Here is a 26437-nt window from a genome sequence, read left to right as displayed (position 1 = left end):
GGGTGGCACGGGACTATTACGGCCTGCTGGGCGTGGCCAAGAACGCGTCGCAGGATGAGATCAAGCGCGCCTACCGGAAGCTGGCCCGGGAACTGCATCCCGACGTCAATCCTGATCCGGCCGCTCAGCAGCGGTTCAAGGACGTCACCGCGGCCTACGAGGTCCTCTCCGACCCGGCCAAGCGCCAGGTTGTCGACCTCGGCGGCGACCCGCTCGGCGGGCAGGGTGCCCCGGGTGGTCCCGGCGGCATGGGTGATCCGTTCGGCGGCATGGGTCTTGGCGACATCATGGACGCCTTCTTCGGCGGCGGTGCGACCCGGTCGCGCGGCCCCCGGTCGCGCGTCCGGCAGGGTGAGGACGCGCTGATCCCGATCACGCTGACCCTCGAGGAGTGCGCCACCGGCGTGGCCAAGGACCTCGCCGTGGATACCGCGACCCTGTGCACCTCCTGCCATGGCTCGGGGTGCGCCGACGGCACCCGCCCGGCGACGTGCGACATGTGCAAGGGCACCGGCGAGGTGCAGCAGATCCAGCGTTCGCTGCTCGGCCAGGTGGTCACCGCCCGGCCCTGCCCGGTTTGCCGCGGCTTCGGCGAGGTCATCCCCGAGCCGTGCCTGCAGTGCAACGGCGAGGGCCGGGTGCGCAGCCGGCGCACCGTCCGAGCGAACATCCCGGCCGGGGTCGGCGACGGCATCCGGGTGCGGCTGGCCGGCCAGGGCGAGGTCGGCCCCGGCGGCGGCGCCCCGGGCGATCTGTATGTGGAGGTGCAGGAGCAGCCGCACGAGCGGTTCCAGCGGGACGGCATCGACCTGCACTGCACCGTGCACGTGCCGATGACGGCCGCCGCACTGGGCACGTCCATGGGCCTGCAAACCCTGCACGGCGTGGAAGACCTGGACATCCAGCCCGGCACCCAGTCGGCGACCGTGCTGACGATGCGCGGTCAGGGCATGCCCCGGCTGCGGGGCACCGGCGTCGGGAACCTGCACGTACACATCGAGGTTGTCACGCCGACCCGGGTGGACGGCCGGCAGGCTGAGCTGCTGCGGGAGCTGGCGACGCTACGCGGCGAGGAGCAGCCGGAGCTGGCGTCGCGCGGGCACAACGGCGGGTTCTTCTCCCGGATCCGTGACTCCTTCGCCGGGCGCTGAGCTGTCCGACACCCCGCTGCCCGGCGACCGGTCCGACGCCCCGTTTCCCGGTGGCCAGGGCGAGCCGTTCTTCCTGGTGGACAGGCTGCCTCCGGCCGGCCCGTTCGTCCTGGACGGTCCCGAGGGCCGGCACGCAGCCACGGTCCGCCGGCTGCGGGTCGGGGAATCGGTGGTGCTCACCGACGGCGCCGGCGGGCTGGCGCCGGCCGTCGTCGTCGCGGCCGGTCGGGCCGAGCTGACCCTGGACGTGGGGCCGTCGCGGCGGGCCGATCCACCGGCGGTCCGGGTGACCCTGGTGCAGGCCCTGCCGAAAGGGGAGCGCGGCGAGTTGGCCGTCGAGCTGGCCACCGAGGCCGGCGTCGACCACATCGTCCCGTGGGCGGCGCAGCGCTGCGTCGCCCGCTGGCGCGCCCCGGAGCAGATCGACAAGGGGGTCCGGCGCTGGCGCGGCACCGCCCGGGAGGCGGCCAAGCAGGCCCGCCGCCCCTTCGTGCCGGGCGTCCGCGACCTCGCCACCACCGCGCAGGTGGCGGACCTGGTCGCCGGGGCCACGACGCTGGTCCTGCACGAGTCGTCGGTCACACCGCTGACGGCGGCCGACCTGCCGGACGCCGGCGACGTGGTACTGATTGTCGGTCCGGAAGGGGGATTGACCAAGGAGGAGCTCACGGTGTTCGGCTCCGCGGGCGCCGTCGTGGTGCGCCTCGGTCCCCAGGTGCTGCGGACCTCGACCGCCGGTGCGGTTGCCCTCGGCGCGCTCGGCGTGCTGACCGGACGGTGGACATGAAGGTCGACATCCGCGACTACTCCTACGGCCCGGACCCCAGTCAGAAGATCCGGCTGTTCCTGCCATCCGGGCGCTACCTCACCGTCGTCGTCGTCATCCACGGCGGCTACTGGCGCTCCATCTACGGCATGGAGCTGGCCGAACCGCTCGGCTACGACCTGACCCGGTACGGGGTCGCCGCCGCCGTGATCGAATACCGGCGGGTCGGCGACGGCGGCGGCTGGCCGACCACGCTGGCCGACGTCTCCCGGGCGGTCGATTCGCTGGCCGGGGCCGGGCAGGACGTCGCCGACGGGCGGCTGTCCCTCGACCGGGTCGCCGCCGTCGGGCACTCCGCCGGCGGGCACCTGGCCGCCTGGCTGGCCCATCGCGGATCCCTGCGCGCCGGCACCGCCGGCTCGGTCGCACCGGGTGAGACGCACGTGCCGATCGTCGGCGCGGTCGCCCAGGCGGGCCTGCTCGACCTGGTCGGCGCGTCCATCGAACGGCTGGGCAACGGCGCGGTCACCGCGCTGATGGAGGGCGAGGCCCGGTCCATGCCACAGCGTTACCACCACGCATCCCCGCTCGCGCACGTCGGCGACGGCGCCCGGGTGGTCGCGGTGCACGGCGACGCCGACGACACCGTCCCGCTGTCCCAGTCCGAGCGGTACGTCGAGGCGGCCCAGCGCGCCGGCGACCCGGCCTCACTGATCGTGCTGCCCCGGACCGGGCACTTCGAACTGATCGACGTCCGGCACCCGGCCTGGGACGTGTGCCGCAGCCAGGTGCTGCGGATGGTCTGATCCGGTCCCGGCGCTCAGCGCTCCGGTCTGGTCGTGCGCCCCGACCGGGCCCCGTCCTGACTGCGCCACGGCTACGCCGGCTCGGCCAACTATGGTGTCGGCCATGCCCTACACCAGTGACGACTGCCTGTTCTGCAAGATCGTCGCCGGCGCCATCCCGGCCGACGTGGTGCATCGGGACGACCACGTCGTCGCGTTCCGCGACATCAATCCGCAGGCGCCGACCCACATCCTGGTCATCCCGACCACGCACTACGAGAACGCCGCGGAGGTCGCCGCGGACGATCCGTCCGGGCTGGCCGCGCTCGTCCTCACGGCGCGCACGCTGGCCCAGGCCGAGGGGATCGACCGGTCCGGGTACCGGCTCGTCACCAACACCGGGGCCGACGCCGGCCAGACGGTGTTCCACGCCCACCTGCACCTGCTGGGCGCCCGGCACCTGACCTGGCCGCCCGGCTGAGGGTCCAAGCCAAACCGGTCGCCCGCCCGCCCGGTCGCCTCGATAGAATCGAGCGGCGATCAAGCAATGGTCGCCAGGGATACCGAGCAAGGGAAAGCAGGCAGTCACCAGGTGCCGGATTCTCCGTCGGCCGCGGCGCGGACCGACCTTCCTCGCGGACGCGACCTCTCCCGTGAACTCCCCGGTGATCGAGGAACCGACCCGGACAACCCCGCCCGTTCCGGCGAATCGACCATCGTCGTCGCCGACGAGCGGCAGATGATGGGCTTGCTGGGGTCCCGTGACGTCCTGCTCCGGCTGCTCGAGCAGGGGCTGGCCGCGGACATCCACGTGCGCGGCAACCGGATCACCCTCAAGGGCGCGGCCGGCGACGTCGCGCTGGCCGAACGCACCCTGCGGGAGTTGCTGGCCCTGCAGGAGGCCGGCTCGGTGATCACCCCGGACACGGTCCGCCGCACCATCGGCATGCTCGCCGCCGCGCCGGCCGCCGACGGCGGCCGCGGATCGGCCGCCGAATCACCGTCCGCCGTGCTCGGACTGAACATCCTGTCCCGCCGCGGGCGCACGATCCGGCCCAAGACGGTCAACCAGAAGCGGTACGTCGACGCCATCGACGCGCACACCATCGTGTTCGGGATCGGCCCGGCCGGCACCGGGAAGACCTACCTGGCGATGGCCAAGGCCGTGCAGGCCCTGCAGGCCAAGCAGGTCACCCGGATCATCCTGACCCGGCCGGCGGTCGAGGCGGGCGAGCGGCTGGGCTTCCTGCCCGGCACCCTGTCCGACAAGATCGACCCCTACCTGCGGCCGCTGTACGACGCGCTGCACGACATGCTCGACCCCGAGTCGATCCCGCGGCTGATGTCCGCCGGGACCATCGAGGTCGCGCCGCTGGCCTACATGCGGGGCCGCTCGCTCAACGATGCGTTCATCATTCTCGACGAGGCGCAGAACACCACGGCCGAGCAGATGAAGATGTTCCTGACCCGGCTCGGCTTCGGCTCCAAGATCGTGGTCACCGGCGACGTCACCCAGGTGGACCTGCCCGGCGGCCAGCAGTCGGGACTGCGGGTCGTCCGGGAGATCCTGGCCGACGTCGACGACATCGCCTTCGCCACCCTCACCTCAAGTGACGTGGTCCGGCACCGGCTCGTCGGGCACATCGTGGACGCCTACGAGCGCTGGGACGACGACAACAACCGGAGCACGCCGGACCCGCAGCGCGGTCGGCATCCCGGCCGATCGGGCCGACCGACCCAGCGATCGGGCCGGTCGGCGGCGCACCGCAAGGCCCCGGAGGGGGACCAGTGACCATCGAGGTGGCCAACGAGTCGGGCCACGAGGTGGACGAGTTCCAGCTGGTCTCGGTGGCCCGGTACGTGCTGGACCGGATGCGGATCAACCCGCTGGCCGAGTTGTCGGTCCTGCTGGTGGACGTCGATGCGATGACCGAGCTGCACGTCAAGTGGATGGACGAACCCGGTCCGACCGACGTGATGAGCTTCCCGATGGACGAGTTGGACACGGCCCGGCGGCCCGACGAGTCCGGTCCGGGCCCGGCGCTGCTCGGCGACGTCGTGCTGTGCCCGGCCGTCGCGGCCGAGCAGGCGCAGGCGGCCGGCCATGCCCTGCAGGACGAGTTGCACCTGTTGACCGTGCATGGGGTGCTGCATCTGCTGGGTTACGACCATGCCGAGCCGGCGCAGGAACGGGAGATGTTCCGGCTGCAGAACGAGCTGCTGGACACCTGGCGGGAGCGGCAGGCCACCGCCGCCCGCAAGGCCCGGCTGGCCGCCGCCGACGCGGCGGTGCTGGATACCGTCGGCCTGGCCCCGGACGAACCCGCCCCGATCGATCCCGAACCGACCGGGCGGAGCTGACCGCCGTCGTGGACGGTCTTGACGCATTGCTGTTGGTGATGGCGGCCGCCCTGGTGCCGTTCGCCGGCCTGCTGGCCGCGGCCGACGCCGCGATCACCATGGTGTCGCCGGCCCGGCTGGAGGAGATGGCCCGGGAGGGCCGCCGCGGCGCGTCGTCGCTGCTGACCATCACCGCGGACCGGCCGCGGTACACGAACCTGCTGTTGCTGCTGCGGATCACCGCCGAGATCACCGCCACGGTGATGGTGGCCAAGGTGGCATTGACCACCCTCGGGTTCCTGTTCTGGGTCGGGGCGCTGCTGGTCGCCGTCATGGTGGTGGTCACCTACGTGGTGATCGGCGTGCTGCCGCGCACCATCGGTCGCCAGCACCCGTACAGCGTCGGGTTGGCGCTGGCCGGGCCGACCCGGGGCCTGGCCCGGCTGCTCGCCCCGGTCGCGTCCCTGCTCATCCTGATCGGCAACGCGATCACCCCGGGCCGCGGCTTCCGCGAGGGCCCGTTCTCCTCCGACATCGAACTGCGCGAACTCGTCGACATCGCCGGCAGCCGCGGGGTGGTCGAGGAGTCCGAGCGGGAGATGCTGCAGAGCGTCTTCGATCTCGGCGACACCATCGTGCGCGAGGTGATGGTGCCGCGCACCGAGATGGTGTGGATCGAGCGGGACAAGTCACTGCGGCAGGCCCTGGCGCTGGCCTCCCGGTCCGGCATGTCCCGCATCCCCGTCATCGGCGACGATCTGGACGACACCGTCGGCGTCGTCTATCTCAAGGATCTGGTCGCCCGGGCGATGACGCTGGAACCGCCGGACAGCGGGCCGGGTCTGGTCGAGATCATGCGGGCCCCGGTGTTCGTCCCCGAGTCCAAGAACGTCGACGACCTGCTGCGCGAGATGCAACGGGACCGCAGCCATTTCGCGGTCGTGGTGGACGAGTACGGCGGCACCGCCGGCATCGTCACGATCGAGGACATCCTGGAGGAGATCGTCGGCGAGATCACCGACGAGTACGACGCCGACACCCCGGCACCGGTGGAACCGTTGCCGGACGGCTCGTTCCGGGTGTCCGCGCGGCTGCCGGTGGAGGATCTCGGCGAGCTGTTCGACGTCGAGTTGGACGACGACGAGGTCGACACGGTTGGTGGCCTGCTGGCCCAGCAGCTCGGCCGGGTGCCGCTGCCCGGCTCGCAGGCCTCGGTCGCGGGCCTGTTCCTGCACGGCGAGCCGGGGGTGGACCGGCGCGGCCGGCCGCGGGTGCAGACCGTCCTGGTGCGCCGGCTGACCGGGGCCGAGCTGCGGGCCGAGGAGGCCGAGCGGGAACGGGAGAGCCGGGAGCGGGAGGACCTGCTCCGGGCCGAGGAGCTCGAGAACGCCGATGCCGCGGCCGACGACGAGGCCGAGGCCGAGCCCGGCGACGCCGATCGGCCCAAGCCGCGCAAGAAGAAAAAGAAGAAGGCCAAACCGGCGGCCGAACCGGAGCCGGCCGATGACGCCGGGCCGGCGCCGACCCGGGAACCGCAACGAGCAGAACGGAACTGATCCGGATGACCGACAGCCCACCACGGGCCGCCCAGGAACTGGACGCCGAGGACGCCAAGCTGGTCACTCTGGCCCGGGGCGCCCGGGCCCGGGCCGGCGCCGCCGAGGGCGCCGCGGTCCGCGACGACGACGGCCGCACCTACGCGGCGGCCACCGTCGTGCTCCCGTCGTTGACGCTCACCGCGCTACAGGCGGCGGTGGCCGCCGCGGTGTCCTCGGGGGCGCAGGAGCTCGAGGCCGCCGTGGTCGTCGGGACCGCGACGGAGATCGATCCCGCGTCGGTCGCGGCCGCCGGCGACCTGGGGGCCGCCGCGCTGATCCTGGCCGGACCCGACGGTGCCGTGCGGAGCCGGCGCTGAGTACCGCCGGGCCGACCGGTGCCGGATTCCGGTCCGGCTTCACCTGTTTCGTCGGCCGGCCCAACGCCGGCAAGTCGACCCTGCTGAACGCGATCGTCGGCGAGAAGGTGGCGATCACCTCGGACAAGCCGCAGACCACCCGCCGGGCGGTCCGCGGCATCCTGACCCGGCCGGATGCGCAGCTGGTCATCGTCGACACCCCGGGGCTGCACCGGCCGCGCACGCTGCTGGGCGAACGGTTGGACGATCTGGTGCGCTCGGTGTGGTCGGACGTCGACGTGATCGGCTTCTGCCTGCCGGCGGACGAGCGGGTCGGCCCGGGCGACCGGCGGATCGCCGGCGACCTCGCCGACCGGGTCGGTCGCACGCCAGTGGTCGGGGTCGTCACCAAGGTCGACAAGGTGTCCCGGGAACGGCTGGCCGAGCACCTGCTGGAGGTGGGGCAGCTGCTGCCGGCCGCCGACGTGGTACCGGTCTCGGCGGTGACCCGGGACGGCGTGGACACCCTGGTCGACCTGCTCGTCGCTCGGCTGCCCGACGGGCCGATGCTCTACCCCGACGCGGAGTCGACCGACGAGCCGATCGAGACCCGGATCGCCGAACTGGTCCGGGAGGCGGCCCTGGACGGGGTGCGCGACGAACTGCCGCACTCGCTCGCCGCGCTCGTCACCGAGATCCTGCCGCCGGACCCCGACGCGGCCAAACCGGTGACCAAGGTGTACGTGACGCTGTTCGTGGAGCGACCGTCGCAGAAGCCGATCGTGTTGGGTCCCAAGGGCTCCCGGTTGGGCACGGTGGGCCGGCGGGCCCGGCTGCAGATCGAGGAGCTGCTCGGCGGCCGGGTGTACCTGGATCTGCACGTCACGGTGGCCAAGGACTGGCAGCGGGATCCGAAGCAGCTGCGCAAGCTGGGCTTCGACGGGTAGCAGCGGGCCCGGCCGCGCCACGCCGGGCCGCCGTCCGGCGCCAATTCGGTACCCCGGCGGGCTTCGTTGTGTCATCATCCGGGGATGGGCAGGCATGCCAAGGGGGCAGTTCGGTCGCGGAAGACCGCCATGGCCGTCGGTATCGCGGCGTCGGCGGCACTGGTCCTCGCGGCCGGGTGGTCGTGGGCGGTGGGGTCGACCGGCCCGGCCGCGCTCACCGACGGCACCGTGTCCGCGCAAGCGGTGGTTGTCTCGTCCCTGGCCTGTCAGAACGGCGACGAGGGCACCGTGGTCGATCTGCTGGGACCGGTCGACCAGCCACCGGGCACGACCCGTCGCGCCACCATTGACTCCTGCGGGCACCGCCCGGGCGAGGTATTGCGGGTGGAGTATTCGGCCGCGCACCCGGATCGGGTGGTGCCGACCGCGGTCGTGGACGGTGTGGATGACCCGAGCGGTCGGTTGCTGCCGCTCGGGCTGATCCTGGCCGGCCTGCTCGGGGCCGCCGCGGTCGCCGTCGTCGTCCGGGACGCCCGCCGTCCGCACCGGCCGGATGTACCCGCCGGCGCCGGCCCCCAGGGGACCGGTCACGGCCGGCACGCGCGGCCGGACGAGGACGAACCCGCGGTGCCGATCGTGCCCGTGCTTCTCCCCGTCGACCGTCCGCACGACCTGGACCTGCTGTTCCCCGCGCACCAGGACCTGCGGGAGAGCCTGCACGACGAGCTGTTCACCCACCGGAGCGCGGCGGGCGTCTGACGGTCCCGTCGTCGCGCCGACGTAGGGTGACCCGGTGCCCTCCGCCGCGGCCCCAGCCGCCCGCCGAACCGGACGTCCCCGCGCCCGCCGACTGCCCCGTGCCGACTATCCGGTGCATCGGACCGTCCTGGACAACGGTCTGCGGGTGCTGTTCGCGCCGGATCCCGGCGCGGGGGTGGTCGGTGTGTCGGTGCACTACGACGTCGGCTTCCGGTCGGAACCCGAGGGCCGCACGGGATTTGCCCACCTCTTCGAGCATCTGATGTTCCAGGGCAGCGAATCACTGCCCAAGTTGGAGCATTTCCGGCTCGTGCAGTCCTCCGGCGGCGTGTTCAACGGCTCGACCCACACCGACTACACCGACTACTTCGAAGTGGTGCCGGCGGGTGCCCTGGAACGCGCGCTGTTCCTCGAGGCCGACCGGATGCGGGCGCCGTTGATCACCGAGGAGAACCTGGCCAACCAGGTCGACGTGGTGAGCGAGGAGATCCGGCTCAACGTGCTCAACCGCCCCTACGGCGGATTTCCCTGGGTGCAGCTGCCGGCGGTCTTGTTCAGCTCGTTCGCCAACGCGCACAACGGTTACGGCGACTTCGTCGACCTGCAGGCGGCCACCGTCCAGGACTGCGCCGAATTCTTCGACACCTATTACTCCCCGGCCAACGCGGTGCTGACGGTGTGCGGCGACTTCGATCCGGGACAGGCCGGGGAATGGGTCGAACGGCATTTCCACGACATCCCCGCGCGTCCGGCGCCGGTCCGCCCGTCGTTCGCCGAGCCGCCGCCGACCCGGGTGCTCCGGGCCGACCACGTCGACCCGCTCGCCCCGGCGCCCGCGCTGGCCGTCGGCTGGCGGCTCCCCGACCCGGTGGCTGACCTGCCGGGCTACCTGGCGTTCGTCGCTCTCGCCGGCATCCTGTCCGACGGCGAGTCCTCCCGGTTGCAGTCCGCCGTGGTCGCCGAGGCGAACCTGGCCACCGACCTGTGGGCGTCCCCGGGGCTGCTCGGCGGCCCGCTGGACGCGCGCGACCCGGATGTGTTCGTGCTGGGCGCGATCCATCCCGTCGACGTGCCGGCCGAGCAGGTCGTCGAGGCCTGCGCGGAGCAGATCGGCCGGGTGGCGGCGGACGGTCCCGACGCCGACGAGCTGCAGCGGTCACTGGCCCGGTTCGCCTCGACGCTGTACCGGGACAACGACGCCATCGCCAGTCGCACCCGGTCCCTCGGGTCGCTGGAGTTGCTGCACGGACGCGCCGAGCTGCTGGGCGAGCTGCCCGCTCTGCTGTCCGCGATCACCGCCGAGGACATCGCGGCCGCCGCGGCGTCGCTGGACCCCGGCAGGTGCGCGCAGCTGCGGATCGTGCCCGAGCAGGTGGCGCGATGAGCGAGGCATCCCGAGCGATGAGGTCGGCAGAGCAGATCGGCCGGACCGCGGCCGGGCCGCGGTCGGTGCCCGCCCTGATTCCGGGGGCGCGAGGCAGGCTGCCGGCCGTCTCGCGGACGCGGCTGGACAACGGGCTGACCGTGCTCGCCGTGCGCAAGCCACGCAGCCCGCTGGTGGAGGTCCGGCTGCGGGTGCCGTTCGGCGGGTCCAGCCCGGTGCACGCCGCCCGGGCCGAGCTGGTGGCGGCCACGCTGCTGCTGGGCACCGCCGGCCGGGACCGGCGGCAGGTCGACGCCGATCTGGCCGCGGTCGGTGGCCACCTGGACACCGGGGTGGATCCGCAACGGCTGCTGGTCACCGGTTCGGTGCTGGCGTCCGGCCTGCCGACGCTGCTGGACGTGCTGGCCGACTGCCTGACCGGCGCCGCTTACCGCAAGGACGACGTCCTCGGCGAGCGGGCCCGGCTGGTCGAGCACCTGATGATCTCGGCGGCGCAGCCGGCGTCCGTCGCGCACCGGCTGCTGCAGCAGCGGCGGTTCGGCGAGCACCCGGCGGCCTGGGACGTGCCGGATGCCGAGCTCGTCGGCACCGTCGGGGTGGCGGCCGTGCGCGGATTGCACGGCCGGGCCGTGGTGCCCGACGGGTGCACGCTGACCCTGGTGGGCGACCTGAGCCCCGGCCGGGCGACCGCCGCGGCCGCGCAGGCACTGTCCGGTTGGGGTGCGGACCGGTCGACGCGACGGCTCGCCCCGCCGCCGGCGATCGTCGGCGGCCCGTTGCTGGCCGAGCACCGCGCCGGCGCCGTGCAGTCGCAGGTCCGGCTGTCCGGCCCGGCGGTACCCCGCTCCGATCCGGATTATCCGGCCCACCAGCTGGCGAACCTGGTGTACGGCGGCTACTTCTCCTCCCGCCTGGTGGAGAACCTGCGTGAGGACAAGGGTTTCACTTACCATGCCCGGTCGACCCTGGAGTTCTGGCCGGAGCGGGCGGCGGTGACGATCAGTTTCGACACCGCCACGCCGGCCACTGCGGCGGCCCTGCTGGAGACCCAGTACGAACTCGGCCGGCTGTCCCTGCAGCCGCCGACCGAGGCGGAGGTCGACTCGGCGCGCAACTACGCGCTCGGCACCCTGGCCACCTCGCTGGCCACCCAGGCCGGGCTGGCGTCGATGCTGTCCATGCTGGCCGGGAGCGGCCTGGACGAGGGCTGGTTGCGGGAGCATCCGAAGCGGCTGGTCGCGACGACCGTCGACGATGTGGCGGCCGCCGCGGCTACCATGCTGGCGCCGGCCGCGTTCACCGGCGTGATCGTGGGCGATCTGGATGCGATCGCGCCCGGGCTGCGCGGGCTGGGCACGGTGGAACTGCCGTGACGGCACTGTCGATGGGCGTGCCGACGCTGTCCCGCGGCGCGGCCGACCGGTCCGAGGATGTGCGGGACCCGGCCCGGATCGGCCGGACCTGGTCGACCGCACGGGTTCTGGTCGTCGACAAGGTCGGCCGAGCGGAGTGGGACGGAACGTCGCTGACGTTCGTGCCCGCCCTGTCCATCGCGGCGGAGCCGCCCGCCGACGCGGTGCTGCTCGGTGAGATCGACGGGGTCGACCACTGGTCGGTGCCCGGCGAGGTCACCGGTCACCGGGGCGGACTCCGCGAGATCGGGGCGCTGCTGTCGGACACCGACGCCGGCCTGTTCACCACCGCGACCGCATTGCTCACCTGGCACGCCGCGGCGCCCTTCTGCCCGCGCTGCGGGCAGCGCAGCACGCCCCGGCCGGCCGGCTGGTCACGGGTCTGCCCGAACGATCATGAGGATTTCCCGCGGACCGACCCGGCCGTGATCGTGCTGGTGCACGACGGGGACGACTCGATCGTGCTGGCCCGCCAACCCATCTGGCCGCCGGGCCGGGTGTCGGTGCTGGCCGGCTTCGTCGAGGCGGGGGAGTCGCTGGAGGCGGCGGTGGTCCGGGAGATCGCCGAGGAGGTCGGGTTGCCGGTCCGCGACGTGCAGTACCTGGGCTCCCAGCCGTGGCCGTTCCCCCGGTCGCTGATGGTCGGTTTCGCCGCCCGGGCCGACCGGACCGACGAGCTGCGGCCCCGGGTCGGCGAAATCGAATCGGCCCGCTGGGTCGATCGGGCGACGGTTCGGCAGTTGATCGCCGAGGATCAGGACAACTGGCTCTCGCCGGCCGCCGACGGGCCGGACTCATCACCGGGTCTGTCCGCGGACGAACGCGACAACGCCGCGCCGGTGGACGCCGGCACCGCGTTCGCCCAGGTGCTGCCCGGCCCCGTCTCCATCGCCCGCCGCATGATCGACGCCTGGGCCGCCGCCGACTGAACCCCCGACGCACCCCGCCGACCCACCCCGCCGACCCACCCGCCGGCCGATCCCGCCGGCCGATCCCGCCGGCCGCCCCGACCGACCCCGACCCCGCCGACCGCCCCGACCCCGCGCGGTCCGTCCGCCCCTGCCCGCGTGGTCCGTCTGCCCCTGCCCGCGTGGTCCGGCCGACCGACCTGCCGACCGACCTGCGCCCCTGCCCGCGCGGATCAACTACGCCGGCGCGGATCATCTGACCCCGAATGTGGCGAGTGGGACGGAAGTTGCCGAGTTTGTCCGCGCGGTTGTCCACACCCCGCCCTGTGCACAACCGCGCGGATCAACTGACCCCGAATGTGGCGGATGGGACAGAAGTTGCCGAGTTCAGCCGCGCCCGGGTAGATGATCCGCGCGGCACAGGTGGGAGTTCGGGGGTGTCGTACGGCTGTGCGAACATGGGTGGGTGCCGACGAACCACCTGGAGGGCCTGGACGACCAGCAGCGGGCGGCGGTGGTGGCCCCGTCGGGTCCGGTGTGTGTGCTGGCCGGGGCCGGCACGGGCAAGACGCGGACGATCACCCACCGGATCGCGCATCTGGTGTCCACCGGCGCCCACCCGGTGTCCGAGGTGCTCGCGGTCACCTTCACCACCCGGGCGGCGGGGGAGATGCGGCTGCGGTTGCGGAGTCTGGGGGTGCCCGGCGTGCAGGCCCGCACGTTTCATTCGGCAGCGCTCAAGCAGCTGCGCTACTTCTGGCCGCGCGCGGTCGGCGGCCCGCTCTGGCCGGTGCTGGACCACAAGCTGCGGCTGGTCGCGATCGCCGCCCGGCGCGCGAACGCCGGCACCGACGCGGCCACCCTGCGGGACCTGGCGAGCGAGATCGAGTGGTCGAAGGCCACCCTGGCCGGTCCCGAGCAGTACCTCGCCGCGGTGGCCAAGCATCAGCGGGACACCCCGCTGCCCGCGGAGACGGTGGCCAAGGTGTTCGCCGGCTACGAGCAGGCCAAGCAACAGGCCGAGCAGCTGGATTTCGACGATCTGCTGCTGCACACCTGCGCGATTCTGGAGGACGACCGTGACGTCGCGGCCGAGTTCCGGGCCCGGTATCGCAGTTTCGTCGTCGACGAGTACCAGGACGTCACCCCGTTGCAGCAGCGACTGCTCGACGCGTGGTTGGGCGGTCGCGACACCATCACCGTGGTCGGCGACGCCAACCAGACCATCTACTCGTTCGCCGGGGCCAGCCCTACGTACCTGCTCGGCTTCGAGAAACGTTATCCCAACGCGGAAGTCGTGAAGCTGGAACGCGACTACCGGTCCACACCGCAGGTCGTCGGGCTGGCCAACCGGATCATCGCCGGCGCCTCCGGGGCCACCACCCGGTACCGGCTCCGGCTCACCGCGGGTCGTCCCGACGGGCCCGCCGCGACGTTCGACGAGCATCCCGACGAGCCCACCGAGGCCGCCGTGGTGGCCGCCGCCTGCGCCGCGCTGATCGAGGCCGGCACGCCGGCCGCCGAGATCGCCGTCCTGTACCGGATGAACGCCCAGTCGCAGGCCTACGAGGACGCACTGTCCGCCGAGGGCGTGCCGTACGTGGTGCGGGGCGGTGAACGCTTCTTTGCCCGGCCGGAGGTGCGCCAGGCGATCACTGTGCTGCGCGGCGCGGGTGCGGCCGGCGCCGACGACGATGCCGCGCCACCCCCGCTGGTGGCCCGGGTGCGGGCCTTGCTCGGGCCGATCGGGCTGAGCGACGAGCCGCCACCGGCCGGCGCCCTGCGGGACAAGTGGGATTCCCTGCTGGCCCTGGTCAGCCTGGCCGAGGAACTGGCCGCCGCGGAGCCCGCGGCCACCGTCCCGGCCCTGGTTCGCGAACTTGACCAGCGGGCGGAGGCGCAGCACGCACCATCGGCGCTCGGCGTCACCCTCGCCTCCCTGCACTCGGCCAAGGGGCTGGAGTGGGACGCGGTGTTCCTGGTCGGTCTGACCGACGGCACCTTGCCCATCCAGCACGCCGAGACCCCGGAGGAGATCGAGGAGGAGCGCCGGCTGTTCTACGTCGGCGTGACCCGGGCCCGGTCGCGCCTTGCGCTGTCCTGGGCCCTGTCCCGCACCGAGAACGGCCGGCGGACCCGCCGGCGCAGCCGCTTCCTCACCGGGCTGGCCCCGGACAGCGCTCGCCCCGACCGCACGGGCCGGGCCCCCGGCCGGTGCCGGATCTGTGGGGCGACGCTGCTCGCGGCGGCGCAGATCAAGTCCGGCCGGTGCGCGAACTGCCCGTCGTCCGCCGACCCGCAGTTGGTGGACGCGCTGCGGGCCTGGCGCAAGGACCGATCGTCGCAGGCCTCGGTGCCCGCGTTCGTGGTGTTTTCCGATGCCACCCTGCTGGCCATCGCGGAACGCAAGCCGGCCGACAACGCCGCGCTGCTGGCCATTCCCGGGATCGGTCGGGCCAAGCTCGACGCGTACGGCACGGACGTGCTGGAGATCGTCGGCCGGGCCGCCGGCAACAATTCCTGAGCTTGCACGGAACTTTCTCCGATATTCGGTTGCGCCGGTCGCCGGCCGCGACCTACTGTCGTTTCGGTTGGTGCACCGGACGGTCGAGCGGGCCGGGACGGTGCGGCACCGGAGTAGGGAAGATCGCCAGAAACAGCTCTCCGCCACAGGCGGGGTCGCGGACGCAAGGGAGGTGCCGAATGTTCAATGTGCGGATGATCAGCGCGTGGACCGGCTCCTGCGTCGCGAACCTGTCGCGGATCGAGGGACCGGTCATCGTCGCGCGACCGCGCCATGATCAGGTCGATGTTCTCGCGCTGGCTACCCCCGGTGGCATGTTCCAGCGCTACGGGACGCCCCAGGCCTGACGGGCCGATCGCCCGCACCTGAGCTGTTCGCCCGATCGCCGGGCAAATGCCCCATTTGGCCTGTATCTGACAGGCAACCCACCGACTCCGAGCCGTAGGCCGGCCCACATCCGGACCGGACGGCCACCCTCAACACCCTCACGGAGGCCCACCGTGATGCACCTGCTCGAACTGATCGACACCAGTCCGCACGATGATCTGCCGTGCCTGGTCGGCGACCCGGACCTGTTCTTCGCGGAACGGCCCGACGACCTGGAGCGGGCCAAGGCGCTGTGCGTCGACTGCCCGGTCCGGCCGCAGTGCCTGGCCGCGGCGCTCGACCGCGCGGAGCCCTGGGGCGTCTGGGGCGGCGAGATCTTCGACCACGGCGTCGTGATCGCCCGCAAGCGGCCGCGTGGCCGGCCCCGCAAGGTCGCGGCATGAACACCCGGCGGCGGCCGCATCCGCGCTCGCGGAGCGTACCGTCCCTCGGCTCGTACCCGCTTGCCCGGCAACGATTCTCAGCTGGTCCCTGCATTGCCAAGACATTTGCCCGCCGCCATCCGGCGGGCCATTCACGGAGGAATGACATGAGTTCTCTCATCGAGGATCTCGCTCGGGATCGGTTACGTCAGATCCAGCGCGACGCCGAACGTTCCCGGCAGATTCGCCGGGCCAAGGAGGCCCGCAAGGGCCGGTGAGCACCACGGACGGCGAGTCGGGACGCGAGCGCCCCGGCTCGCCGTCCGCTCGTCCCGACCGTCGGCGACAACGTGATTCGGCCGACCCGGACCGGCAGGCTCGGGCCGGCCGGGCACCGACTATCGTGGGGCCGATGGACGATCGGCCGGATGCGCGGACGACCGAGCCGGCCGGCGCCTGCCAGCTCTGCGGAACCCCCGTCCCGTCCGTGGCCCTGGCCTGGATGCTGGAGTCGACCGCCCGCGGCGCCGCCTGGACGTGCCCGGCCTGCGCCCGGGCGAACCTGCGGGCCATCGAGTCGAAGTTGGACCAGGAGTACTGGTAGGCGCGGACCGGTCAGACGGGGTCGTTGAACCCGGCCAGGTACTCGGTGACGATCTCCCGGAACGGCGCGGTCGCGTCCAGCTGGCACATCACGCCGACCGACCCGAACGTCACCCGGTGGATCAACAAGTAGGACGGCGGCAGGTTCAGGTTGCGGGCCAACCGGGACTCCTCGCTGGAGAAGTTCGACATCCGCGCGGCCTGGGCCTGCATCCAGGCCCGGGTGAAGTGAAAGGTCTCCTGCCGCAGCGGTTCGATGAACGGCACCACGTAGTTCATCAGCAACTCGGCGTCGGGTTCGTAGCCGGCCGGGATAAAGCCCTCGCCGCGCAGGGCCTCCACCACCAGGTCGGCGTGGCCCTCCAGGGCCAGCCGGGTGACCCGGCCGATGATCGGCGGGGCGCCGTCGGGCAACCTGGCCACCGACCCGAAGTCGATGACGGCCAACCGCCCGTCGTCGGTGAGCAGGTAGTTTCCCGGATGTGGATCCGCGTGCAGCAGCCCGACCCGGGTCGGTGCGGCGAAGTGCAGCTCGGTGAGCAGGCTGCCGGCCCGGTCCCGCTGCTCGGTGGTGCCCGTCGCGATGATCTTGTTCAGGGAGGTCCCGTCCACCCACTCGGCGATGATCGCCTTGGGTGCGCTGGCCACGACCCTCGGCACCAGGAACTTCTCGTCGCCGGCGTAGCCGGCGGCGAAGGCGCGCTGGTTGTCCGCCTCCTGGGCGTAGTCGAGCTCCTCCAGGATCCGTTCCCGCAGCTCGGCGACCAGCGGCCGCATCTGGGTGCCCGGCACCACCATGCCCAGCAGCGGGGCCACCCGGAAGAGCTGATCCATGTCGGACTTCAGGGCGGCGTCCGCCCCCGGGTACTGCAGCTTGACCGCGACGGGCCGGCCGTCGTGCCAGAGACCGCGGTGCACCTGTCCGATGCTCGCGGCCGCGGCCGCGGTGTCGTCGAACTCGGCGAACCGCGCACGCCAGCCGGTCCCGAACTGGTGGGCCATGATCTTGTGCACCGTGGCCGGAGGCATCGGCGGCGCGGCGTTCTGCAGCTTGGTCAGCGCCTCCCGGTAGGGCGCGGCGTACTCCTCCGGGATCGCGGCCTCGTAGATGCTCAGCGCCTGACCGAACTTCATCGCGCCGCCCTTGAGGGTGCCGAGCACCTCGAAGAGCTGTTCGGCGGTGCGGCGCTGCAATTCCGTGTTGACCGCCTCGCGATCCCGGCCGGCCAGGCGCTGCCCGAGCCCGAGCGTGGCCCGGCCCGCCGCCGACAGCGGCAGGCTCGCCAGGCGGGCCGTTCGGCTCAGGGCACCTTTAGGAATGTCGGACACCCGTCCATTGTGGCTGACGGCTCGAGCGGCTCCGATCACCGCGCCGGCCGGCAGCCGCAATCGGGATGCTCGGGCCAGCTTCGCCGGCGGCCCGACAGGCCCTGTGCGGTCCATTCGATCGACCCGTTCACCGTGACCGGGGTGCCCGTTCCGTCCACCAGGTCCAGGATCTGGCCCGCGGCGAACGCGGCGGCCATCGCCGAAATCGCCACCGGCGCCCGCGGCGCCTGCCGGGCCAGCGTCCTGGCGACCACCGGCCAACCCGGGTCGGCGTCGCTGCGGTGCCGGTGCATGCAACCGAGGCAACTGGACCGCCCGGGCAGCACCAGCGGCCCGACCACGGCGCGGCCGGCCAGGGTGAGCACCGACAGGTGGGGGAGGCGCTGCTGGACGAGGGTGGCGGCCACGCCGAGGTCGGGCACCGCATCGCCGGCCAGCACCACCACAGCCGGCGATTGATGGGGCGCCGGCCGGTGGGTACGTACCGACGGGTTCGCAGCGCGGACCGCGGGGTCGGCCGACGGGCCGGCGCGGCGCCGCTCGGCCGGGTCGTCACGGGAGCCGATCCGCCGACCGATGACGGCCGGTCCGGACCGGGCCGGGTCGTGGTGGACGTGCCCGATGCCGGCCGCGGCGATCAGCGTCGCGACGAGCGACGCGGCGGCCGAGTCGCCGCGGACGACCACCAGGGCGTCCCGGCGCGCCTGCAGAATGCGCCCGGCCGCCGCCTGGCCGTGCCGGTGCACCAGGCCGATCCGCTCCTGAGACAGGTGGCCGGACCCCGGGCTCGGCCCGGTGGGCTCGCCGCCCACCGCGACGAGGAGGTCCGCCGACAACAGTTGCTCGAGCAACGCGTGCCAGACCAGCGGATCCGCGTCGTGCGCGGCCAGGACCGCGCCCACCGGCGCGGAGCCGTCGAGCCCGGACAGCACCGGCGCCGCCTCGGGCGGTGCGTTGATCAACAGCACCCGGCGCGGTTCCTCGGCACCGATCTGTACCTCGTCCGGCGTCCGGACGATGAGTGGAACGTCCGCGGACAGCGCGTAGCGGGCCGTCATGTCGACCCGCCCGAGGCCGTCCTGCCTGCTGGGAATCCGCGTCACCACGTCCATCACCTCGACCACCAGGGTGACGGATCGCGAGCGGCCGACCACAAGTTATCCACAGGCCCCGGCGGGCCTGTGGATAACTGGGTCAGGCCTTGCCGAGGATCCGGTTCATCTTGGTGCCGCAGACGGGGCAGGTCCCCTTCGCCATCCGGCGGCCGTTCGTCTCGGCGACCTCACCCTCGAAGTCGCGCTTCTCCTTGCACTTGACGCAGTAGCCGTTGTAGGTCTCGGCCATCGGCCCTTCCTTTCGTCCGCGGTGACACGGGCGCCGCGGGCGGCGCTCACAGTCACCCGCATCAGCTCGATCCGGGGATCGGACCGGCGCCCACCGTACCCGCCCGGTCACGTGCAGCCGGGGATTTGGACGATCGGTATGTGGCGGGCTGCTTGCGGACGCCGATGAGGTGGGTGAGTGCCGGGGCATCGATCGGGTCACTGTCGCACCGGCCTGACAGACTGGCCGGCATGCCCTATACCGCCGCTGCCGACCGTTACGAACCGATGCCCTACCGCCGGACCGGGCGCAGCGGACTGCTGCTGCCGGCCGTGTCCTTGGGTCTGTGGCAGAACTTCGGCGATGTGAACCCGCTGGCCACCCAGCGGGCGGTGCTGCGGCGTGCGTTCGACCTGGGCGTCACCCACTTCGACCTGGCCAACAACTACGGCCCGCCCTACGGGTCGGCCGAGCTCAACTTCGGCCGGATCCTGGCCGAGGACTTCGGGCCCTACCGGGACGAGCTGATCATCTCGACCAAGGCCGGATACGACATGTGGCCCGGCCCGTACGGCGACCTCGGCTCCCGCAAGTACCTGCTGGCCTCGCTGGATGCGTCGCTGCACCGGATGGGGCTGGACTACGTCGACATTTTCTACTCGCATCGGGCCGACCCGGACACCCCGCTGGAGGAGACGATGGGTGCCCTGCACACCGCCGTCGCCTCGGGCCGGGCGCTGTACGCCGGCATCTCCTCCTACTCGCCGGAACGCACCCGGCGGGCGGCCGAGATTCTGGCCGACCTGGGCACTCCGTTGCTGATCCACCAACCGTCGTACTCGATGCTCAACCGCTGGGTCGAAGACGGGCTGCTCGACACCCTCGGCGAGCTGGGCGTCGGCTGCATCGCGTTCTCCCCGCTGGCCCAGGGCATGCTGACCGACAAGTACCTGAACGGAGTGCCGCAGGGTTCACGAGCGTCGCGGCCCGGGTCGCTGTCCACCGACCTGCTGACCGACGAGGCGATCGGGCACATCCGCGCGCTCAACGACATCGCGTCGGGCCGAGGCCAGTCGCTGGCCCAGCTCGCGCTGAGCTGGGCGCTACGGGACGAGCGGGTGACGTCGGTGCTGGTCGGTGCGTCGTCGGTGGCGCAGCTGGAGGACAACCTGGCCGCGACCGGGAACCTCACCTTCGACGACGACGAACTGGCCGGGATCGAGCGGCACGCGGTGGACTCCGGGATCAACCTGTGGAGCCCGTCCAGCGCGGTGTGAGCGCGGCCCCGCGCCCGGGTCAGACCGGGCGCGGCGGCTGCTCGTCGGGGTTCCCGTCCTCGGCGGCCGGGGCCGACGGGTCCGCCGAGTCGTCCGGCTTGCCCAGCAGCTGGGTTTCGATGTCGTCCAACCCGGCGAGCAACTCGGTGAACTGCTTGTCCCGCTCGACGAATCCCTTCGGGTCGTCCAGGTCCGTGCCCGACGGCAGCAGCCCGGGGTCGGCCCAGAGCGCGTCCCGGCCGTCGGTGCCCCGGGATTCCCCGACCGCGTTCCAGAGCTCCGCCGCCGCGCGCAGCCGGCGTGGGCGCAACTCCAGCCCGATCAGGGTGGCGAAGGTCTGTTCGGCCGGACCGCCGGTGGCGCGGCGCCGGCGCAGCGTCTCGCGCAGCGCGCCGGCCCCGGGCAGCCGTTCACCGACCGCCTCCGCGACGACCGTGTCCACCCAACCCTCGACCAGCGCGAGCAGGGTCTCCAGCTCGGCCATCGCGGCCTGCTGACCGGGGGTCACCGTCGGTTCGAACATGCCCTGGCCGAGTGCCGCCTCGATGCTGGCCGGGTCGTTCGGGTCGATGGACGAGGCCAACTGTTCCACCGCGGAGAAGTCGACGGAGATGGCCTTGGCGTAGTCGTTGATCAGGCTGATGACCCGGTCGCGCAGCCACGGGGTGCCGGCGTAGAGCCGGTGGTGCGCCGCCTCGCGGACGGCGAGGTACAGCCGGACCTGGTCCTCGGGCAGGTTCAGCCCGGAGCCGAATTCGGCGATGGACCGCGGCAGCAGCGCCGCGGTACCGTCCGGGCCGAGCGGGATGCCGACATCGGTGGACGTCAGGACCTCGGTGGCGAGCTGGGCCAGGCCCTGGCCGAGCTGCGAGCCGAACGCCATCCCGCCCATCGAGCCCATCATCGCCAGCAGCGGGCCGGCCTGCGCCTTGGCCTGCTCGGGCAGCCCGTCGACCCACGCCCGGGACACCTGCTCGGCGATGGGGGAGCACAGCTTCTCCCACATCGGCATCGTGGCGTCGATCCACTGCCGGGGGGTCCACGCGGTCGAGGTACGGGCGCCGGCCGGCAGCGCGGTGGCGCCGTCCAACCACACCTCGGCCAGCTTGATCGCCTCGGCGACCTTGTTCACGTCCACCGAGGACGCCGGGTGCGAGGCCGGCACCTGGGAGGTGGCCAGCCGACGGGCCAGGTCGTAGTTCACCGGACCGGAGGACGCCCCGGAATCGTTGGCCTGCGACATCATCTGGCCCAACTGGGACAGCATGGAGCCCAACTGACCGAGGTCGAAGCCGCCCGGCCCGGGGCCCTGTCCGGGCTTGCCTTCGGGGTCGTCGTCTCCGGATGGCGAGAATCCGAAGGGCAGGTTCGTCATGCCGCCCACGTTACGCAACTTCGACCGTCCTGGGTGGCCTTGATGTGAACGATGCGGGTCACGCCCTACCCTCGGGACCCATGTCCTGGTTCTCCCGGTTGTCCCTGCGCGGGCGCACCCTCGTGGTCGGCGGCGCGGCCAGCGTGGTGCTGGTGGGCGCGGCCGTGGCCATCCCGATCCCGTACGTCGCGGTGTCCCCGGGGGTGACCTACAACGTCCTCGGGTCGGTCGGCGATGCCCAGGTGATCACGTTCGCCGGGGACGGTGTGCCGGCCGGCGCCGACGCCGGCCGGTCCGGCGAGGGCAACCTGAACATGACGACGATCTCGATCAGCGACGGCATCACCCTGTTCGAGAGCCTGGCCCTGTGGGCGTCCGGCCGGTTCGCGCTGGCACCGCGGGAGGACTACTTCCCGCCGGATCAGACCATCGAGCAGGTCGAGGCGCAGAACGCCCAGGCGTTCCGCGACTCCCAGTCGGCCGCCGAGATCGCCGCACTGCGGTACCTGGATTACCCGAACGTCGTCTACGTCGGCGACATCGCCGGCGGCTCGCCCAGCTCGGGCGTGCTCCAACCACAGGACAAGATCGTCGGGCTGGACGGCGCCCCGATCACCGACTTCCCGTCGCTGCAGGCGGCGCTGGCCGGGACCAGCCCGGGGCAGGCGGTGACGGTGACGGTGGACCGCGACGGGCAAAGCGTCGACGAGAAGGTCACCCTGGGCAGCAACCCGTCGGTCGGCGAACAGGGCGTGCTGGGCATCGGCGCGGTGCAGCGGCCCCAGGCCCCGTTCGACATCACCATCTCGCTGGAGCGCATCGGCGGTCCGTCAGCCGGCCTGATGTTCACCCTCGGCCTGATCGACCGGCTCGGTGGGCAGGACCTGACCGGCGGGAAATTCATCGCCGGGACCGGCACCATCGACGGGGACGGCAAAGTCGGCCCCATCGGTGGGGTGCTGTTGAAGATGATCACCGCTCGGGAGGCGGGGGCCACCGTGTTCCTGGTGCCGGCGGACAACTGCGCCGAGGCGGTCACCCAGGTGCCCGACGGGCTCGAGCTGGTCAAGGTGGCCACCCTCGAGGACGCGACGCAGGCCCTGGCCACCCTGCGGGCGGGTGGGACGCCGCCCGGTTGCTGACGTCAGTCGGCGAACGTCAGCAACAGGCTGTCGAGCAGGTTCGGCGCCAGTTCGCCGCCCCGCAGCACCGGCCACGGCTCACCGTCCGGCGCGGTGCCGCGGATTCGCAGCAGGCAGGCCCGGCGCCCGTCGCGGTGCACCCCGGCCACCAGCCGGGCCTCCGTCCGCTCCGGGTGCGCCGCCGCCTGGATCGCGGCGGTCTCCTCGGAGAGGGCGGCCCGGGCGCTCGGCGGCAGCACCACGATCTCCTGGACCAGCACGCAGCCGGCCACCGCCGGCGGCCAGGACACCTGGGCCAATGCTCGTTCCAGGTCCGGATCGGGCAGGGCGTCCTGGGCGATCGGGGTGAACTCGGCCGCGCCGAGCTCGCGGGCCAGCGACGGTTCCGCGGCGGCCAGATCGGCCGTGCGCACCAGGGCGAACAGCGCCGGCGGACGGTCCCACCCGGCCGTGCCCGCGAACTCCTCGACCTCGGTGACCGCCGCGGCCAGGTCCGCGTCCTCCACCCATGCAACCTCGCTCATCGCCCGTGATCCTCGCACGTCACCGGCCGCCGCATGGGCGGTGCCCGGGAGCGGTACATGAGGTGGGTGTGAATCCGGTCGTTGCCCGATCGTTGCCGGATCCAGGGAACCTGCGGCCGGTGCCTACAGTTGAGGGTGCGAGCGCGAACGTTCGATCGACCGAGTCTTCGACGGGCGTCGGGCGCGCTGCACCAAAGACGACCCGAGGAGTTCACCCGTGGCCATGCGGCCCCCCGTCGGATTGCCCACGATGTCCAAGCGCGCCAAGCGGGTGTTGATCGCGCTGGTCACCCTGGCCGTCCTGGCGATCCTGTGGTTCCAATTCGTCAGCATCTACGTCGACTGGTTGTGGTACGGCGAGGTCGGCTTCCGCGAGGTGTTCACCACCCAGGCGCTGAGCCGGATCGCCATGTTCCTGGTCGCCGGGGTCGGCGCCGCCGCGTGCGTCTTCCTGGCACTGTTCCTGGCGTACCGGTCCCGGCCGGTGTTCGTGCCCAGCAACGAGGCCGACCCTCTCGCCCCGTACCGGGCGATCGTCACCGCGCGCCCCAAGCTGTTCGCGTTCGGCATCGCAATCCTGATCGGTCTGATCAGCGGGCTCTCGGCCCAGTCGGACTGGACCATCGTCCAGCTCTGGCTGCACGGCCAGAACTTCGGCACGCTCGATCCCCAGTTCGGTAACGACGTCGGCTTCTACGTCTTCACCCTGCCGATGATCCAGCTCGTCCTGGGCTGGCTGTTCGTGATCATCGGTGTCTGCTTCGTGCTGGTCGCGCTGGTGCAGTACCTCTTCGGTGGCATCCGGCTGTCCGGGCCGGGGCGCAAGGTCACCCCGCAGGCCACCATGCAGCTGTCCCTGCTGGTGGCCGCGTTCGTGCTGCTCAAGGCGGTGCAGTACTGGTACGACCGGTACGAGCTGCTGTTCTCCAACCGGAATCCGACCTTCACCGGCGCCTCGTACACGGACATCAACGCGGTCCTGCCGGCCAAGCTCATCCTGATGCTGATCGCGCTCATCTGCGCCATCGGCTTCGTGGTGGGGGCCTTCACCCGGTCCGTCAAGCTGCCGGCGATCGCGCTGGGGCTGCTGGTGCTGTCCAGCGTGCTGATCGGTGGCGTCTGGCCGCTCGTGCTGCAGCAGGTCGTGGTCAACCCGAACGGCATCAACCGGGAGCCCGAGTACATCGCCCGGAACATCGACGCGACGCGCACGGCGTACGACATCCAGGACGACCAGATCAACTACGTCGACTACCCGGGCCAACTCGTCGGCGACCCGCAGGAGATCATCGCCGACCAGGACACCGTGCCCAACGCCCGGCTGCTGGACCCCAACGTGCTCTCGCCGACATTTACCCAGCAGCAGCAGCTGCGGAACTTCTACGGCTTCCCGGACCAGTTGGCGATGGACCGGTACACGGTCAACGGGCAGACCCAGGACTACGTGGTCGCGGTCCGTGAGCTGAACGCCGCCGGCCTCAACGACGCGCAGAAGAACTGGATCAACGAGCACATGGTGTTCACCCACGGCGACGGCTTCGTCGCCGCGCCGGCGAACACCGTGGTCAACGGCTACCCGGACTACGTGGTGTCCGACCTCGCGGCGCTGCAACGGCAGCAGGCCGGCGGGGCCGCGCCGGCGATCCCGGTGGCCCAGCCGCGGACGTATTACGGCCAGCTCGTCACGGACTACGCCATCGTCGGCAGCGACGGCGGCTCGGCCCGTGAGTACGACACCGACAGCTCCCGGTACACCTACACCGGCACCGGCGGGGTGCCGGTCGGCAACCTGTTCCAGCGGGCCGTATTCGCCACCGAGTACGGCGAGCAGAACTTCCTGTTCTCCACCGAGATCAACTCGAACTCCAAGATCCTCTACAACCGCGACCCGATTGATCGGGTCAAGCTGGCTGCCCCGTTCCTGACCGCCGACACCAAGGCCTACCCGGCGGTCGTCGACGGGAAGATCGTGTGGATCGTCGACGCGTACACCACGGCGGCGAACTACCCGTACGCGCAGAACGTCACGTTGTCGGACGCGACCAACAACTCGCTGGCCGCCCGCGGCGCCGCCAGCCAGACCAGCCAGCAGGTGTCCTACATCCGCAACTCGGTCAAGGCCACCGTCGACGCCTACGACGGCACGGTGACCCTCTACGCGGTCGACGAGTCGGACCCCGTGCTCAAGGCCTGGGAGGGGGTGTTCCCCGGCCTGGTCAAGCCCGCCTCCGCGGTCAGCGACAGCCTGCGGGCCCACTTCCGGTACCCGCAGGACCTGTTCGAGGTGCAGCGGTCCCTGCTGGTCCGCTACCACGTCGACGACCCGGTCGACTTCTTCCAGAGCTCCGGCTTCTGGCGCGTGCCCAACGACCCGACCGTCTCCGACACCGTGCAGGCCCCGCAGCCGCCGTATTACCTGCAGGTCAAGCTGCCCGGATCGGACGCGGCGACGTTCCAACTGACCAGCGTGCTGACCGGCTACCAACGGGAGTTCATGAGCGCCTACGTGTCCGCCGGATCCGACCCGGGTGACTACGGGAAGCTCACCGTGCTCCGACTACCCACGGCCACCCAGACACCCGGTCCGCAACAGGTACAACAGCTGTTCCGGACCACCCAGGAGATCTCCAGCCTGGTCACCCTGGCCACCAACCAGGGCGGGTCCAGAGTCATCTGGGGCAACCTGCTGACCCTCCCGGTCAATGACGGTCTGCTCTACGTCGAACCCTTCTACATCCAGGGACAGACGACATCGAGCACCTCTGGCTCGTCGTTCCCGCAGCTGAACCGGGTCCTGGTCTGGTACGCCGGCCGGGTCGGGGTGGGCACCACGCTGACCCAGGCGTTGACCCGAGCCGCGCAGAGTGCGCCGGTGCAGACGCCGGTCACCGGGGACGGGGCCGACATCCTGACCGACCCGTCGGGGGCCAGCGCCACGCCGACCGCGCCGCCGACGTCGTCGGCGCCGCCACCGGCCGACCAGCAGGCCGCGCTCACCCAGATGGATGCGGCGGCCAGCGCGCTGGAAGCGGCCAAGGCCTCCGGTGACCTCGGGCAGATCGGTGCGGCCAGCCAGAAGCTAGAGGACGCCGTGCGCAACTACCTGGCCCTGGCCGGCACGTCCATACCCAGCGCCAGCCTCGGCCCGGTACCGACCTCGGCCGGGGGCTAACCGGCGGACGCGAGTGTGACCCGGGCCGTGTTGCGCGGGTCACACTCGTTGCGGCGCCGACGATTTGGCGGCG

At 72.1% G+C, this 26437-nt stretch carries 25 protein-coding genes; 20 read left to right on the top strand and 5 right to left on the bottom strand.

Going from position 1 to position 26437, the window contains the following annotated elements; translation table 11 throughout:
- Nucleotides 1–2: 2 nt before the first annotated feature.
- The 17 genes from dnaJ to ACILSK_RS09760 all read left to right on the top strand — a co-directional run bounded on the left by dnaJ (nucleotide 3) and on the right by ACILSK_RS09760 (nucleotide 16223).
- Nucleotides 3–1151 carry a molecular chaperone DnaJ gene (dnaJ, locus tag ACILSK_RS09840; protein WP_395726970.1) on the top strand — a complete coding sequence of 383 codons (1149 nt, stop codon included), beginning with the start codon at nucleotides 3–5 and terminating at the stop codon, nucleotides 1149–1151.
- Nucleotides 1152–1167: 16 nt separating this feature from the next.
- Complete coding sequence (locus tag ACILSK_RS09835; RefSeq protein WP_395727136.1) at nucleotides 1168–1938, top strand: 16S rRNA (uracil(1498)-N(3))-methyltransferase; 771 nt, start codon at nucleotides 1168–1170, stop codon at nucleotides 1936–1938.
- Nucleotides 1935–2723 carry an alpha/beta hydrolase gene (locus tag ACILSK_RS09830; protein ID WP_395726969.1) on the top strand — a complete coding sequence of 263 codons (789 nt, stop codon included), beginning with the start codon at nucleotides 1935–1937 and terminating at the stop codon, nucleotides 2721–2723. The genes ACILSK_RS09835 and ACILSK_RS09830 overlap by 4 nt, the downstream gene beginning before the upstream one ends.
- Nucleotides 2724–2826: 103 nt before the next feature.
- Nucleotides 2827–3183, top strand: a complete 357-nt coding sequence (locus ACILSK_RS09825) for a histidine triad nucleotide-binding protein (RefSeq protein WP_395726968.1) — start codon at nucleotides 2827–2829, stop codon at nucleotides 3181–3183.
- Nucleotides 3184–3441: 258 nt separating this feature from the next.
- On the top strand, nucleotides 3442–4494 hold the full coding sequence (locus tag ACILSK_RS09820; RefSeq protein ID WP_395727135.1) for a PhoH family protein: 1053 nt from the start codon (nucleotides 3442–3444) through the stop codon (nucleotides 4492–4494).
- Entirely contained in the window at nucleotides 4491–5063 is a 573-nt protein-coding gene (gene ybeY, locus ACILSK_RS09815; protein WP_395726967.1) for an rRNA maturation RNase YbeY, read from the top strand. Before ACILSK_RS09820 ends, ybeY begins: the two co-directional genes overlap by 4 nt.
- A gap of 38 nt (nucleotides 5064–5101) precedes the next feature.
- The gene (locus ACILSK_RS09810; protein ID WP_395727134.1) at nucleotides 5102–6598 is read left to right on the top strand and encodes a hemolysin family protein; all 1497 of its coding nucleotides are present in this window, start codon (nucleotides 5102–5104) and stop codon (nucleotides 6596–6598) included.
- Nucleotides 6599–6603: 5 nt separating this feature from the next.
- Nucleotides 6604–6957, top strand: coding sequence for a cytidine deaminase (locus tag ACILSK_RS09805; protein WP_395727133.1), 354 nt, complete (start codon nucleotides 6604–6606; stop codon nucleotides 6955–6957).
- On the top strand, nucleotides 6954–7883 hold the full coding sequence (era, locus tag ACILSK_RS09800; RefSeq protein ID WP_395727132.1) for a GTPase Era: 930 nt from the start codon (nucleotides 6954–6956) through the stop codon (nucleotides 7881–7883). Before ACILSK_RS09805 ends, era begins: the two co-directional genes overlap by 4 nt.
- 129 nt (nucleotides 7884–8012) lie before the next feature.
- Nucleotides 8013–8642, top strand: coding sequence for a hypothetical protein (locus ACILSK_RS09795; protein ID WP_395726966.1), 630 nt, complete (start codon nucleotides 8013–8015; stop codon nucleotides 8640–8642).
- 112 nt (nucleotides 8643–8754) lie between these two features.
- The gene (locus tag ACILSK_RS09790) at nucleotides 8755–10026 is read left to right on the top strand and encodes a M16 family metallopeptidase (RefSeq protein ID WP_395726965.1); all 1272 of its coding nucleotides are present in this window, start codon (nucleotides 8755–8757) and stop codon (nucleotides 10024–10026) included.
- A complete protein-coding gene (locus tag ACILSK_RS09785; protein WP_395726964.1) occupies nucleotides 10023–11399 on the top strand; it encodes a M16 family metallopeptidase in 1377 nt (458 codons plus the stop codon). Before ACILSK_RS09790 ends, ACILSK_RS09785 begins: the two co-directional genes overlap by 4 nt.
- A gap of 11 nt (nucleotides 11400–11410) precedes the next feature.
- On the top strand, nucleotides 11411–12367 hold the full coding sequence (nudC, locus tag ACILSK_RS09780; protein WP_395727131.1) for an NAD(+) diphosphatase: 957 nt from the start codon (nucleotides 11411–11413) through the stop codon (nucleotides 12365–12367).
- Nucleotides 12368–12812: 445 nt separating this feature from the next.
- On the top strand, nucleotides 12813–14870 hold the full coding sequence (locus tag ACILSK_RS09775; RefSeq protein WP_395726963.1) for a UvrD-helicase domain-containing protein: 2058 nt from the start codon (nucleotides 12813–12815) through the stop codon (nucleotides 14868–14870).
- Between the two features lie 194 nt (nucleotides 14871–15064).
- Nucleotides 15065–15217, top strand: coding sequence for a hypothetical protein (locus tag ACILSK_RS09770; RefSeq protein WP_395726962.1), 153 nt, complete (start codon nucleotides 15065–15067; stop codon nucleotides 15215–15217).
- A gap of 156 nt (nucleotides 15218–15373) precedes the next feature.
- Entirely contained in the window at nucleotides 15374–15640 is a 267-nt protein-coding gene (locus tag ACILSK_RS09765) for a WhiB family transcriptional regulator (RefSeq protein ID WP_395727130.1), read from the top strand.
- A gap of 391 nt (nucleotides 15641–16031) precedes the next feature.
- Nucleotides 16032–16223, top strand: a complete 192-nt coding sequence (locus tag ACILSK_RS09760) for a hypothetical protein (protein ID WP_395726961.1) — start codon at nucleotides 16032–16034, stop codon at nucleotides 16221–16223.
- A gap of 11 nt (nucleotides 16224–16234) precedes the next feature.
- Here ACILSK_RS09760 and ACILSK_RS09755 read toward each other — a convergent pair whose 3' ends face one another.
- The 3 genes from ACILSK_RS09755 to ACILSK_RS09745 are packed head-to-tail and all read right to left on the bottom strand — an operon-like array spanning nucleotide 16235 to nucleotide 18895.
- The gene (locus ACILSK_RS09755) at nucleotides 16235–17551 is read right to left on the bottom strand and encodes an ABC1 kinase family protein (RefSeq protein ID WP_395726960.1); all 1317 of its coding nucleotides are present in this window, start codon (nucleotides 17549–17551) and stop codon (nucleotides 16235–16237) included.
- Nucleotides 17552–17586: 35 nt separating this feature from the next.
- Entirely contained in the window at nucleotides 17587–18705 is a 1119-nt protein-coding gene (locus ACILSK_RS09750; protein ID WP_395726959.1) for a hypothetical protein, read from the bottom strand.
- A gap of 40 nt (nucleotides 18706–18745) precedes the next feature.
- Nucleotides 18746–18895 carry a DUF5679 domain-containing protein gene (locus ACILSK_RS09745; RefSeq protein WP_015746895.1) on the bottom strand — a complete coding sequence of 50 codons (150 nt, stop codon included), beginning with the start codon at nucleotides 18893–18895 and terminating at the stop codon, nucleotides 18746–18748.
- 230 nt (nucleotides 18896–19125) lie between these two features.
- On the opposite strand from ACILSK_RS09745, the gene mgrA reads away from it, so the two are divergent.
- Nucleotides 19126–20151 (top strand): L-glyceraldehyde 3-phosphate reductase, encoded by a 1026-nt coding sequence (gene mgrA / locus ACILSK_RS09740; RefSeq protein WP_395726958.1) that lies wholly within the window; start codon nucleotides 19126–19128, stop codon nucleotides 20149–20151.
- A gap of 19 nt (nucleotides 20152–20170) precedes the next feature.
- Here the strand turns inward: mgrA and ACILSK_RS09735 are convergent, their stop codons facing one another.
- Nucleotides 20171–21526, bottom strand: coding sequence for a zinc-dependent metalloprotease (locus ACILSK_RS09735; protein ID WP_395726957.1), 1356 nt, complete (start codon nucleotides 21524–21526; stop codon nucleotides 20171–20173).
- 80 nt (nucleotides 21527–21606) lie between these two features.
- On the opposite strand from ACILSK_RS09735, the gene ACILSK_RS09730 reads away from it, so the two are divergent.
- The gene (locus tag ACILSK_RS09730) at nucleotides 21607–22668 is read left to right on the top strand and encodes a PDZ domain-containing protein (RefSeq protein WP_395726956.1); all 1062 of its coding nucleotides are present in this window, start codon (nucleotides 21607–21609) and stop codon (nucleotides 22666–22668) included.
- Between the two features lie 2 nt (nucleotides 22669–22670).
- Here the strand turns inward: ACILSK_RS09730 and ACILSK_RS09725 are convergent, their stop codons facing one another.
- Nucleotides 22671–23192, bottom strand: coding sequence for a PPA1309 family protein (locus ACILSK_RS09725; protein WP_395726955.1), 522 nt, complete (start codon nucleotides 23190–23192; stop codon nucleotides 22671–22673).
- Between the two features lie 217 nt (nucleotides 23193–23409).
- Here ACILSK_RS09725 and ACILSK_RS09720 point away from each other — a divergent pair, with 217 nt between their 5' ends.
- The gene (locus ACILSK_RS09720) at nucleotides 23410–26364 is read left to right on the top strand and encodes a UPF0182 family protein (protein ID WP_395726954.1); all 2955 of its coding nucleotides are present in this window, start codon (nucleotides 23410–23412) and stop codon (nucleotides 26362–26364) included.
- Nucleotides 26365–26437: the final 73 nt, after the last annotated feature.

Origin of the sequence: Nakamurella sp., from assembly GCF_044224575.1 — a bacterium.
Taxonomy (GTDB): Bacteria; Actinomycetota; Actinomycetes; order Mycobacteriales; family Nakamurellaceae; genus Nakamurella.
The sequence above is the reverse complement of the archived record's forward strand: the minus strand, read 5'-3'. Positions and strand labels throughout refer to the sequence as shown.